We start from the raw sequence: 12,518 nt of genomic DNA on the forward strand, positions 1-12,518 counted from the left end.
CGAGTTCACTTGAGCAACTCCCGGCACACAGGTTTGTCGTGTGGTACACCGAGCAGTTCGCAGACAGTGCCGCAGATTTCAGTCTGCTTCGGCGCCGCGTCAGTGTTCAGGCTGAAGGCGTCACCGAGGACGAACAGCGGCACCTGGCGTTCTTCCGGCAGCAATCCGTTGTGCGAGCGGTCATTGTTCATGCCGTGGTCGGCGGTCACCAGCACCTGATAACCGGCGTCGAGCCAGCCTTGCAGATAATCGGCGAGGATGACGTCCGCCGAGCGCGCGCTGTTGCGGTACTGCGAGGAGTCGAGACCGTGCTTGTGGCCGGCGTCATCGATGTTCATCGGGTGGATCAGCAGGAAGTTCGGCGCATGGCGCAGGCGCAGGTTCTCCGCGTCGGCGAACAGGTGCGAATCCGGGTAGTGGTCACTCCAGTAGAAGTGGCCATGCTGGATCGGCAGCGACAGGTTGTCGGTATGCCGGTCGCGTGCTGCCACGAACGGCGAACGGTTGTACAGCTCGCTGACCCAATGGTAGGCCGCCGCCGCGGTTTTCAGGCCGGCGTCGCGGGCGTAGTGATAGATGCTGCGCTGGTTGGACAGGCGCGCAACATTGTTGTGGACGATGCCGCTGTCGATTGGCGGCACGCCGGTGAGGATGCATTCGTAAAGCGGTCGGGACAGGGCCGGCAACTCGCACTCCAACTGATAGAGCGCGGCGCGTCCTGCGCCAACGTAAGCCTGCAGATGCCCCATGGCGTGTCGTGCGACTTCAAAATTGAGGCCGTCGAGCACGACAAGGATGACGTTGTGCTTCATAGGGGCAAAAACTCCGCGAAACAGTAGATTTCAGATTCAACCTGGATCCCCTGTGGGAGCGGGCTTGCTCGCGAACGCGGAGTGTCAGTCGCTAAATGCTTGACTGATCTACCGCTTTCGCGAGCAAGCCCGCTCCCACATTTGGATCTCCAACCAATCACACTACGGTGATTCGCCGCTTTACTTCATCTCGACGATGACTTCTTCGTTCCACTTCTGCGGCAGGGCCTTGGAGGTTTTTTCCCAGGCGTCGGCGTCCTTGATCGGCGTGACCTTCTTGTACTGCTCGTTTGGCAGCAGCTTGGCTTTCACGTCTTCCGGCAGTTGCAGGTGCTCGGCGCGGATCGGGCGGGCGTTGCCGCGTGCGAGGTTGGTCTGGCCGGCGTCGCTGAAGATGTATTCGCGGGTCAGCTTGGCGGCGTTCGGGTTCTTCGCGTACTTGTTGATGATGGTGGTGTAGCCGGAAATCACCGAGCCGTCGGACGGGATCAGCACCACGTAGTCATCCGGGTTGGCCATCTTGGCCTTGTAGCTCAGGCCGTTGAAGTCCCAGACCACACCGACTTCGATCTCGCCTTTTTCCATGGTGGCGATGGTCGGGTTGGCCATCGACAGGCGACCCTGCTTGGCGATGTCTGCAAACAGCAGCAGGGCCGGCTGGATGTTCTTCTCGTCGCCACCGTTGGCCAGGGCCGCAGCCAATACACCGTTGGCGGCTTGCGCGGCGGTGCTCACGTCACCGATGGAGACCTTGTATTTGCCGCCCTTGAGGTCAGCCCATTTGGTCGGCACTTCGGAGCCGTGCAGCAGCTTCTTGTTGACGATGAAGGCAATGGTGCCGGTGTAGGCCAGTGCCCAGTTGCCGTCCTTGTCCTTGGCCCAGGCCGGAACCTGATCCCAGGTGCTTGGCTTGTACGGTTGCACCACGCCCTGCTTGACGGCGATCGGGCCGAAGGCCGCGCCGACGTCGCCGATGTCGGCGGTGGCGTTGTCTTTTTCAGCGGCGAACTTGGCGATTTCCTGGGCCGAACTCATGTCGGTGTCGATATGTTTCAGGCCATAGGTCTTGGCCAGGTCTTCCCAGGTGCCTTTCCAGTTGGCCCAGTCATCGGGCATGCCGACGCTGTTGACGGCGCCTTCCGCTTTCGCAGCGGCTTCGAGGGTTTTCAGGTCGGTGTCGGCCGCCATGGCGGCGGTGCACATTGCAATGGTCGAGCCTAACAGTGTTGCCAGGAAAAGCTGTTTCATTCCGAAGCTCCTTGGTCGTGTTCAACGCTGCGATTGCGGTTTGTGTTGGTCTAGGTCAGCAATACCTGAGCCAATTTAAGGGGGCTGGATGACACTTTGATGTCGGCGCTCGTCCGGCAGGGATTTTATTGGCCCGGTTTCGACGGTTGCCCGGTAAGCGTAGACCAAGGTCAAAGCCCCGGTTGGCAAGGGACTTGGCCGATGTATTGCAAGTCATGAGGGCGACCGTCGAGCGGGTTTGTCATCTCTCGGTCATCTGCACTGCCTAGGCTTGCAATACATGGAAACGGTTTGCCGCCGTTCGGTTTTTGCCCCGAAACAGTGCTGGTCTAGTCCAGATAGGTAACGTTGATGCGCGATGAGGCAACAAAAGCGGTGACAGCCATCGGCCAGGTGTTGCAGGAGCAACTGGATCACGGACTGCTCGCGCCCGGTAGCAAGTTGCCGGCCGAGCGCAAGCTCAGTGAGTTGTTCGGTACCACGCGGATTACTGTGCGCGAGGCATTGTTGCAACTGGAGGCGCAGGGGCAGATTTATCGCGAGGAGCGGCGTGGCTGGTTCGTTTCACCGCCGCGTCTGGCTTACAACCTGATGCAGCGCAGCCACTTTCACGCGATGGTCAGTGCGCAGGGGCGGGTGCCTTCGACCGAGGTGATTTCGGCGCGTCTGCAGCCAGCGTCGGTGGCGGTGTGTGCGTTGTTGCAGTTGCCGGCGTTGTCGAGCGTGATTCAGATTTGTCGGTCACGGCGGATTGATGGGCGGCTGGTTTTGTATGTGGAGCACTATCTGAATCCGCAGTATTTTCCCGGGATTCTGGGGTTTGATTTGAATCAGTCGATGACCGAGTTGTATGCGCGGCATTACGATTTGCACTACGGGCGAGTGCGGTTCGAGATTGTGCCAACGTCATTGTCGGTGGATGCGGCAGCGGCTTTGCGGGTGTCGGTGGGGAGTCCGGGGTTGCGGATTGCTCGGGTTAATTATGATCAGCATGAGCGGTTGATTGATTGTGATCTGGAGTTTTGGCGGCATGATGCGATTCACGTAGGGGTTGATGTGGTTTGACCTTGGCGGCCTGTGGGCCGACCAGGTTCTTGGGTTTTTGGGTGGATATCCGTTGCTGTGGTAACGGCTGCTTAGGGTTTCGCCCTTACGGCGAGTCACTTTTGCAGACGCCCAAAAGTAACCAAAACGCTGGGCCCCGGCGTACGGCACTCGCTTAGGCTCGGGTTCCTTCGCTACGGGATTCATCCGGGGGCATCGCCTCCGGTTTGCTTCGCTGCACCTCCTCTCGATGTGTTCGACTCCGTCGAACGGTCGCTGCGCTCCCACCCCCGGATGAACCCCTCCACTCAGCCTGCCGATGGGGCCGGCACGGCAAGATCAAGAGCTTTCGGCGAGCTGACACTCGGCCTGTTGAGTGGTGAAAAGCATGTGCTCGGCTTTAGTGCTTCTGTGGGAGCCAGCTTGCTGGCGATGGCGGCCTGACAGCCGACCTATCTCCAACTGACCGTCCCCAATCTAATTGTAGGAGTGGGCCTGCTCACGACGGCGACCTGACAGCCGACCAATTTCCAACTGACCGCCCCCAATTTAATTGTAGGAGTGAGCCTGCTCGCGATGGCGGCCTGACAGACAGCCAACCTCTGGCAGGCGAAAAACGATTCAACTGTAGGAGCGAGCCTGCTCGCGAAGCCGTCCTCACAATCCCCCATCTCTATCTGGCAACCTCAGCATTGCCATACAAATAATCCGTCGCCAGCGACGCCATTGTCCTCACCCCAACCACCAGCGCCGACTCATCCACAAAGAACCCCGGATTATGATTCGGCGCGGCTTTGCTCATGTCCTGATCCCGTGGCGTCACCCCGAGAAACACAAACAACCCCGGCACTTCCTTGGCAAAGAACGAGAAGTCTTCCGCGCCACCCACCAGCGGTGCATTCACCACGTCATCTTTGGCTGCCCATTTCAAAGTCGGCAGCATTTTCTCCGTCAGCGCCGGGTTGTTGATGGTCGGGTCGTATTTTTCGATGATGGTCACGTCGGCTTTCGCGCCACCGCTTTCGGCGATTTTTTCGACGGTCTGGCGCACGTCTGCGTGCAGTTTCTGGCGGATGCCGTAGTCGTAGGAGCGGATCGTGCCGCTCATGTCCACGGATTCGGGAATGATGTTGTAGCGGGTGCCTCCGTTGATGGTGCCGATGCTGACCACCGACGGATAGGACGAAATATCGGTGCGACGGCTGACCACGGTTTGCAGGCCGACGATGGTTTGTGCGCCGACGGTGATCGGGTCGATGCCGTCCCAGGGACGGCCGGCGTGGGTCTGTTTGCCGAGGATTTTGATGCGCAGGTCGTCGGAGCTGGCCAGGGTAGCGCCTGGGCGATAGGCGATCTGACCGGCAGGGACGCCGGCCCAGACGTGCAGGCCGAAGACGGCATCGGGTTTGGGGGATTTCATCACGCCTTCCTCGACCATCATTTTCGCGCCCCAGGTGTTTTTGCCGTCGGGGATGAAGTCGCTCGGGCCTTCTTCGGCGGGCTGGAAGTAGAACACCACGGTGCCGGGCAGGGTGTCGCGCAGGCCGCTGAGAATTTTCGCCGTGCTCAGCAGGATCGCGGTGTGGGCGTCGTGGCCGCAGGCGTGCATCACGTCGACTTCTTTGTCGAGGTAGGTGCCTTTGGCTTTTGAGGCGAACGGCAGGTTGGCGACTTCCTTGACGGGCAGTGCATCCATGTCGGCACGCAGGGCCACGGTCGGGCCGGGCAGGGCGCCTTTGAGGATGGCGATCACACCGGTGCGGGCGACGTTGGTTTTGACCTCCAGGCCCAGCGCCTTGAGTTGTTTGGCGACCAGCTCCGAGGTGCGTTTTTCGCTGTTGCCGAGTTCCGGGTGGGCGTGGATGTCGCGGCGGGTTTCCAGCAGTTCGGGTTCAAGTGCCTTGGCCTGCGCGGCGATGTGTTCGCGGGTGCTGTCCAGGCTGGTAGCACCGGCGTGGCCGGCGACAAGGCTGAGCAGAAGGGCTTGGGCAATGCGGGTCAGCTGCATCGGGTTTCTCCATGGTTATTGTTTTTCTGGCTTCCCTGCCTGTGACCCGCACATCGCGCCCAAGTGCTATTCCTTGGGCTGGCCACCGCCGGCGGTGATCACTTGCACACTCATGCGCGGCGTGGCCAGATCAAGGCCGGCCTCGTCGAGATGGCGTTTGAGCGACAGGTTGAACGCGCGGGACACTTCCCATTGTTTGATCGGTGCAGTTTTGAAGCGGGCGCGCAGGATCGCGCTGCCGGACTCGAAACTCTCCACGCCCTGAATCTCCAGCGGCGACCAGATGTTGCGCCGTTGCAGGGGGTCGGTGCGCATTTTCTGGCCGACTTCGCGCATCAGTTTGATCGCGTCATCGATCTCCATGTTGTACGGCACCGCCACCCGGAAAATCGCGTAGCCGAATTCCCGGGAGTAGTTCTTGATGCTTTTGATTTCGCTGAACGGGATGGTGTGGACGATGCCGTCGATGTCGCGCAGGCGCACGGTGCGGATGGTCAGGCCTTCGACGGTGCCCAGGTGCCCGCCGACATCCACATAATCGTCGATCGCCAGCGAGTCTTCGATGATGATGAACAGGCCGGTGATCAAGTCCGCCACCAGCGACTGCGCACCAAAACCGATGGCCAGACCGATGACGCCGGCACCGGCCAACAGTGGTGTGACGTTCATGCCCATGTTTGCCAGGGCGACGATCAGCGCGATGATGAAAATCGCCACGAACAGCACGTTGCGGATCAGCGGCATCATCGTTTGCGCGCGGGCGTTCGCCAGGCCTTTGCGCGAGCGGGTGAGGGCGTGGTGCACGGCGGTATCGGCGAGAATCCAGATCAGCCAGGAGAAAATCAGTGTGCCGATCAGGCTGAACAGTTTGACGCTGACGTCATGCCCTTCGCCCTCGGCGAAACCGATCAGCGACTTGCCCCATACACGCAGGCCGAGTTCGATGAAGGTCAGCCACACCAGCAGGTGGGCGAGGGTGTAGAAGAAGCTTTTCAGGCGTTCCGAATACAGCGCGTGGCGCTTGGGGCCGCGTTGCGGTTTGAGTGAGTGGCGGCGCACGAGGCCGTTGATCACCATGCACATCACCAGCAGCACCGTACAGATCAGCGACTGGCGCAGGGCGGTGCTGGTGTCACCGGCGGAGACGAAAGTGGCGAACAACGAAATCCCGACCAGCACCAGCGCCGGCACGTACCAGAAGGTGCCGAGGATATCGATGGTGTCGCTGAGGGCGCGGCGGGTCAGGCGGCGGGACAAGGGCTGGTTGCGGATCAGGTGCGCGATCGGCCGGCGGAAACGCAGGATGAACAGGCCGGTGAACAGCGCCGCGAGGACATTGGTGATGGTCGCGGTGGTGTGTGCCAGGTGTACGCCGAGGCTTTCCACCAGGCGCGGGTCGTTCAGGGCTTCACCAAACGCGGCGAAGCTGCCGATCAGCCACAGCGGTCGGAACGCCTGATGGCGCAGGATGTACAGCGCCCGGTGCCGGTGCGGGCCGTCGAGCAGCGAGAACGCGATCACGCAGATCGCCGAGAAACAGGTGCCGACCACCAGCGCGTAAGCCAGCACCATCGCCAGGCTTTTGCCCAATGACGACGGCAGCGCGTAGCTCATGTAAACGGTGATGACCAGCGCGATCAGCCACGGCCCGAGCTTGCGCAGGGCGAAGCGCAGCATGTCGAGGGCCTTGGGGTGCTGGGGCAGTTCTTCGGTCAGGCCGAAACGCATGCGCACCCGGTGCCCGAGCCAGATCAGTGCGGCGGCCAGCAGGCTCCAGACCATCAGGATCACGGCAAAGGCGAAGATGATCGGCAGCCATTCACTGGCCGGCAGCATCAGGTTGTCGAGCTCATCCCGGGCCTGATCGAATTCGCTGGACCAGCGGGTGAGCGGGCTGTCGGCGCCGGAGAACTGTTTTTCGAAATTGGCCAGGGTGCCGCCGATCAGGCCCAGCACGCCTTCTTCGGGGGAGGCCTGGGCTTTTTTCGTGGCGTCGCGCAGCTTTTTCAGATCGGTCAGCAACTGCGTCCGCTGCTTGTCGTTTTCCAGCGACTTGATGACTTCATCCAGCGACTGGCCCAGCGGTTCCTGCGCCTCCGGTTGCGCCTTGGTGGTATTGAGCAACCCCGGCAAGCCGACCGCGTGGGCAGGGGCCAGCGGCAGCAGCGTCATCAGGCAGACGAGGAACAGGCAGGGCAGAGCAAACAGACGAGCGAACACTAGGCGGTCAACCTCGCAAAGGGGCGAATTGAGCGAGTGTACGAGCCAGCCAGAATCAATGCGAGCCGAGCGCTGATTTATTCGTTGAGTTTGGCGAGGATCTTGTAGACCACGGTCGCCAGGATCATCAGCATGCCGATCCACATGGCGAAGACACCGGCGTTCTTGTCGCGGAAGTTGAAGCCGATGGCCAGCAGGATCATCCCGGACAGGATCGGGACGAGCATGGCGTGGAACGAAGACATCGAGATCATGGAGACTGCCTTGTCGAAGGGAATGATTTAAGTCTAGGTCGGTTTCTGCAGCAGGGGGTGATGTGTATCAGGAATGTCGGTTCTACGATGAATCATTGTTATCTGAACGACCGCTTTCGCGAGCAAGCCCGCTCCCACAGTTTGAAATGCATTCCAATGTGTGAGCAAGCCCGCTCCCACAGTTTGAAATGCATTCCAATGTGTGAACAAGCCAGCTCCCACAGTTTGAAATGCATTCCAGTGTGTGAACAAGCCAGCTCTCACAGTTTGAAATGCATTCCAATGTGTGAACAAGCCAGCTCCCACAGGTTGAAATGCATTCCCATGTGGGAGCGAGCCTGCTCGCGAAGCTTTTAAGGCAGCTCGCGCGAGGCGTAGAACGCGCTCAGCACTTTGACCAGGTGTGCCAGGTCGTGGCTGCCACACAGTTCGCGGATCGAGTGCATGGCGAAGGTCGGCAGGCCGATATCAACGGTGCGCACGCCCAGATGGCTGGCGGTGATCGGGCCGATGGTCGAGCCGCAACCCATGTCGCTGCGGACCACGAAGCTCTGCACCGGTACCTCTTCAGCCATGCACAGGTGGCGGAAGAACCCGGCGGTCTCGCTGTTGGTGGCGTAACGCTGGTTGCTGTTGACCTTGATCACCGGACCGGCGTTGAGTTTCGGGCCGTGGTTGGCGTCGTGCTTCTCGGCGTAGTTGGGGTGTACGCCGTGGGCGTTGTCGGCCGAAACCAGCAGCGATTTCTGAATGGTACGTACGAATTCGTCACCTTCAGGCAGCAGGCGCCGCAGGGTCTGCTCAAGCATCGGGCCGTCTGCACCGCAAGCCGAGCAGGAGCCGACTTCTTCGTGGTCGTTGCACACCAGCACGCAGGTTTCTTCGGTGTCGGCGGTGAGCAGGGCTTGCAGGCCGGCGTAGCAGGACAACAGGTTGTCCAGGCGAGCACCGGCGATGAAGTCGCCGTGCAGGCCGATGATCGCCGCGCTTTGTGTGTCGTAGAAGCTCAGCTCGTAATCCAGCACCACGTCGGCGTTCAGGCCGTGTTCGCGGGCCAGTTGATCAGTCAGTACGGCGCGAAAGTCGACGCGCTCGTCACCGGCGAACTGCGCGAGGATCGGCGGCAGTTCGGTCTGCGCATTGATCGCCCAGCCTTGGTTGGCTTCACGGTTGAGGTGAATCGCCAGGTTGGGAATGATCGCGATCGGTGCCTTGAAGTCGATCAACTGGCTTTCGACCTTGCCGTCGCGGCGGAAGGTCACACGGCCGGCCAGCGACAGGTCGCGGTCGAACCACGGCGCCAGCAACGCGCCGCCGTAGACTTCAACGCCCAGTTGCCAGAAGCCCTGGCGTTGCAGCTCGGGTTGCGGCTTGACGCGCAGGCATGGGCTGTCAGTGTGGGCGCCGACCAGACGGATGCCGTCGTGCAGCGGTGAATTGCGGCCCATTTTGATCGCGACAATGGAGGAGTCGTTGCGGGTGACGTAATAACGGCCATTGGCCTCGGTGTTCCACGGCTCGCGCTCGTCGAGGCGCACGTAACCGGCGGCCTCCAGACGCTGAACAAGGCTGGCGGTGGCGTGGAACGGGGTAGGGGAGGCCTTGAGGAAGTCGATCAGGCCTTGGTTCAACTCTTCGCGCATAAGAAGCTCCAGACAGCAATGGGCGGGAGTTTAACGCATCGGCTCGGGGCTTGGGGCATGACAATTCGGATGTTGGTTGCGAACGCAAATCCTCTGGGGGCGGGCTTGCCCGCGAAGACGGTGTATCAGCCAAAAACGCTGTGACTGACAGGACGCCTTCACGCGCAGGCTCGCTCCCACAGGAAAGGATGTGGATCAGCGGGCGGCGGTCACGCGTTTTTTCAGGTAGTTCATGATGACTTTTTCGTCTTCCGGTTTATCCGGGCGCGGCAGTTGTTGCGGCCAGGGGTTCTGGCTCAGCAGTTTTTTCTGACGGCTTTCATCCCAGCGCAGAATCTCCCGCGAGGCACATTCCCACCATTCGTGTCGGCAGGCGCTGTAATACGGATCCTCGGGCGCAGCGCTGCCGTACAGCAGATCGCGACCGACCTTGCGCAACGTGCCGCTCTGATTGCGCAGCTTCCACTTGATTTTCAGGCGCTGAAACGCCGATGGAAACGGTTTGACCCGTGGCACATCGGTGCACAGGTCCACCAGGCGCTGGCTGAACTGCTCGCCGTGCTGGGAGAAGAAGTACGTCTGCATCGCGTGGAAGAAACGTTTTTCGGCGAAATAGTGGTAGACGTGTTTGCGCGCTTCCATCACCTGACGCCTGCGCATGGCGTACGACAGGGCGATCTGCTCGATGGTATGGATTTCGAAGCCGCCGAGTGTCCATTCATCGATCAGGCGGATCGACTCTTCGAACAGCGCCGAATCGCTGTCGGTCACGCCGCACAAACCACTGTTGTAGAGCTTGAAGCCGTTGTCCGGAGTCACGCCGTGGCTGCGCAGGTCGCGCCCCAGTTTTTGATAGTCAGCGCGCAGGTGTACGTCTTTCCAGTCGTACTCGAAGCGATCCATCACTGAGCAGTTCGGCTCGATGAATTTGAACAGCTGGCTCGGGTGGCGGGTGAACAAAGTGTCGGTATCGACGAACAGGGTTTTTTCCGCCCACTGCATGCCGGCCGCAATCGCGCAGGCCTTGCGTCGGTGGTGATAGCCGTGGGTGCCTTGCCAGCGGGTCTGGGTCGCTGCGTCCAGCAACACCGTGTCGACCGGCCAGCCGGCGTAGTCGTCGGGGCGGTCGGTGAGGATGCGGATGGCCGGACGCTCGCCGTTTTTGGCTTGGGACAACGCGGTCAGAATGCTGAACTTGGCTTCGCGCCGGTACACATCCTGATTGCCGTAAATCAGGTAAAGCAGTTGATGACGAACTTTCTTGAGGGGGGTTACCAGGGAATCAATACAACTCATCCGAAAACAAAATCCTTGTCTGAAAACAGCGCTGCCACTCAGGCAGCACTTAAAACGGTGCCGGGCATTCGAAGCGCAGGCGCTCGCCGGTTTGCGGGTGGGTGAAGCTCAGCATGCTCGCGTGCAGGCACAGGCGTGGCCAGGCGGCCAGGGCCTGTTCGTGGGCGTAGAGCCCGTCGCCCAGCAGCGGGTGGCCGATGGACAACATGTGCACGCGTAACTGGTGTGAGCGCCCGGTGATCGGCGTCAGTTCGACGCGGCACCAGTCGCCGCAACGTTCCAGTACGCGCCAGAAGGTCAGCGCATGCTTGCCGAACTCGTGGTCAACCACATGCCGCGGCTTGGTCGGCGGGTCGTAGCGCAGGGGCAGGTCGATGCTGCCGCTGTCCAGTTCCGGCTGACCCCAAGCCAGGGCGGTGTAGGCTTTCTCTGTTTCGCGGTCGTGAAATTGCCGCGACAGCTCGCGATGGGTGTCGGCGTCACGGGCCAACAGAATGATGCCGGAGGTTTCCCAGTCCAGGCGATGGACGATGCGCGCTTCCGGGTAGCCGTTCTCCTGCAGGCGGGTGATCAGGCAATCCTTGTTGTCGTCGGCGCGACCGGGCACCGAAAGCAACAGCGTCGGTTTGTCGACCACCAGCACGGCGGCGTCCTGGTGGATGATGCGGATGTTGGACAACGGCATTAAAACAGCCTCGTAACAAATGCCAACGGCGGCTCAGGGCCATTCCGCATTGGGAATGGCCCTGAGCCGCCGTCGTTCCTGCCGGATCGACTCAGCGATCGGGCAGGGTGATGTTGAGTTCCAGAATCGAGCAACTGCCCTGGCTTTCCAGTGCAACATGTACGTCGTCGTTGCCGATGTTGACGTACTTGCGGATCACGTCGACCAGTTCCTTCTGCAAGGCTGGCAGGTAATCCGGCGTGCTGCGCTGGCCGCGCTCATGCGCCACGATGATCTGTAGACGCTCTTTCGCTACCGAGGCGGTACTTGGCTTTTTGTTGGCACGAAAGAAGTCAAAAAGGTTCATTACCTACCTCCAAACAGGCGCTCGAAGAATCCCTTCTTCGTAACATCGAGGAAACGATGTTCTTTTTCTTTGCCCAGCAGACGATCAACTGCATCGCTGTACGCCTGACCGGCGTCGCTCTGGTCGTCGAGAATCACTGGAACGCCCGAGTTGGAAGCTTTCAGGACCGCCTGCGACTCAGGGATGACGCCCAGCAGGGTCACTGCCAGAATTTCTTTCACGTCTTCGACGCCGAGCATTTCGCCATCGCTGACGCGCTGTGGGTTGTAACGGGTCAGCAGCAGGTGTTCCTTGATCGGCTCTTCGCCGAGTTCGGCACGACGCGATTTGCTGGCCAGCAGGCCCAACATGCGGTCGGAGTCACGTACCGAGGACACTTCAGGGTTGGTCACGATGATCGCTTCGTCGGCGAAATACATGGCCAGGTGCGCACCTTTCTCGATGCCCGCCGGGGAGTCGCAGACCACGAAGTCGAAGTCTTCCTTCAACTGCATCAGGACTTTTTCCACGCCTTCCTGGGTCAGCGCGTCTTTGTCGCGGGTCTGGCTGGCGGCCAGTACGTAGAGGTTTTCCAGGCGCTTGTCTTTGATCAGAGCCTGTTGCAGGTTGGCTTCGCCGTTGACCACGTTGACGAAGTCATACACCACGCGACGCTCGCAACCCATGATCAGGTCGAGGTTACGCAGGCCCACGTCGAAGTCGACGATCACTGTTTTGTGGCCGCGCAGAGCGAGGCCGGTACCGATAGCGGCGCTGGTGGTGGTCTTACCCACACCACCCTTGCCGGATGTAACCACGAGAATCTTGGCCAAGGTGTTTCACCCCTAAGGAAGAAGGACTTTTTAGCCCCTGAAAAACATCTCTTGAAAACTACTGCAGTCGGACAGCCTTGGCTGGAATTCGGCGCAAGTCGCAGTTGCCGGGGGCAAACGCGCCTTGATCCTTTTTCCTACTTCGTTTGA

Annotated in this window: 11 protein-coding genes; 1 reads left to right on the forward strand and 10 read right to left on the reverse strand. The window is 60.5% G+C overall.

The genetic code is table 11. From position 1 onward, the window contains the following. Positions 1 to 5: 5 nt before the first annotated feature. Both AC1UK9_RS08940 and AC1UK9_RS08945 read right to left on the reverse strand, forming a co-directional pair. Entirely contained in the window at positions 6 to 812 is an 807-nt protein-coding gene (locus AC1UK9_RS08940; protein WP_473014935.1) for an alkaline phosphatase family protein, read from the reverse strand. A gap of 180 nt (positions 813 to 992) precedes the next feature. Beyond that, positions 993 to 2,060, reverse strand: a complete 1,068-nt coding sequence (locus AC1UK9_RS08945) for an ABC transporter substrate-binding protein (protein WP_025113379.1) — start codon at positions 2,058 to 2,060, stop codon at positions 993 to 995. A 351-nt stretch (positions 2,061 to 2,411) separates the two neighbouring features. On the opposite strand from AC1UK9_RS08945, the gene AC1UK9_RS08950 reads away from it, so the two are divergent. After that, positions 2,412 to 3,125: a UTRA domain-containing protein gene (locus AC1UK9_RS08950; protein ID WP_025113378.1), complete on the forward strand. Its 714-nt coding sequence runs from the start codon at positions 2,412 to 2,414 to the stop codon at positions 3,123 to 3,125. Positions 3,126 to 3,777: 652 nt separating this feature from the next. On the opposite strand, the gene AC1UK9_RS08955 is transcribed toward AC1UK9_RS08950, so the two are convergent. The 8 genes from AC1UK9_RS08955 to minD form a co-directional block, all read right to left on the reverse strand. After that, a complete protein-coding gene (locus tag AC1UK9_RS08955) occupies positions 3,778 to 5,112 on the reverse strand; it encodes an amidohydrolase (RefSeq protein ID WP_482579870.1) in 1,335 nt (444 codons plus the stop codon). Between the two features lie 66 nt (positions 5,113 to 5,178). Then, positions 5,179 to 7,332, reverse strand: coding sequence for a mechanosensitive ion channel domain-containing protein (locus AC1UK9_RS08960; protein ID WP_482579871.1), 2,154 nt, complete (start codon positions 7,330 to 7,332; stop codon positions 5,179 to 5,181). A gap of 77 nt (positions 7,333 to 7,409) precedes the next feature. Further along, positions 7,410 to 7,586, reverse strand: a complete 177-nt coding sequence (locus tag AC1UK9_RS08965) for a hypothetical protein (RefSeq protein WP_177327380.1) — start codon at positions 7,584 to 7,586, stop codon at positions 7,410 to 7,412. A 353-nt stretch (positions 7,587 to 7,939) separates the two neighbouring features. Continuing rightward, the gene (locus AC1UK9_RS08970; protein WP_025113375.1) at positions 7,940 to 9,229 is read right to left on the reverse strand and encodes a M18 family aminopeptidase; all 1,290 of its coding nucleotides are present in this window, start codon (positions 9,227 to 9,229) and stop codon (positions 7,940 to 7,942) included. 195 nt (positions 9,230 to 9,424) lie between these two features. Beyond that, positions 9,425 to 10,525 carry a hypothetical protein gene (locus AC1UK9_RS08975; protein WP_482579872.1) on the reverse strand — a complete coding sequence of 367 codons (1,101 nt, stop codon included), beginning with the start codon at positions 10,523 to 10,525 and terminating at the stop codon, positions 9,425 to 9,427. A gap of 49 nt (positions 10,526 to 10,574) precedes the next feature. After that, a complete protein-coding gene (locus AC1UK9_RS08980) occupies positions 10,575 to 11,210 on the reverse strand; it encodes an RluA family pseudouridine synthase (RefSeq protein WP_007960625.1) in 636 nt (211 codons plus the stop codon). Between the two features lie 91 nt (positions 11,211 to 11,301). Beyond that, entirely contained in the window at positions 11,302 to 11,556 is a 255-nt protein-coding gene (gene minE, locus AC1UK9_RS08985) for a cell division topological specificity factor MinE (RefSeq protein WP_003223146.1), read from the reverse strand. Next, positions 11,556 to 12,368, reverse strand: coding sequence for a septum site-determining protein MinD (gene minD / locus AC1UK9_RS08990; RefSeq protein WP_007960626.1), 813 nt, complete (start codon positions 12,366 to 12,368; stop codon positions 11,556 to 11,558). Before minD ends, minE begins: the two co-directional genes overlap by 1 nt. Between the last annotated feature and the right edge of the window lie 150 nt (positions 12,369 to 12,518).

This window comes from Pseudomonas sp. AK-TSAG1-1, assembly GCF_056821665.1.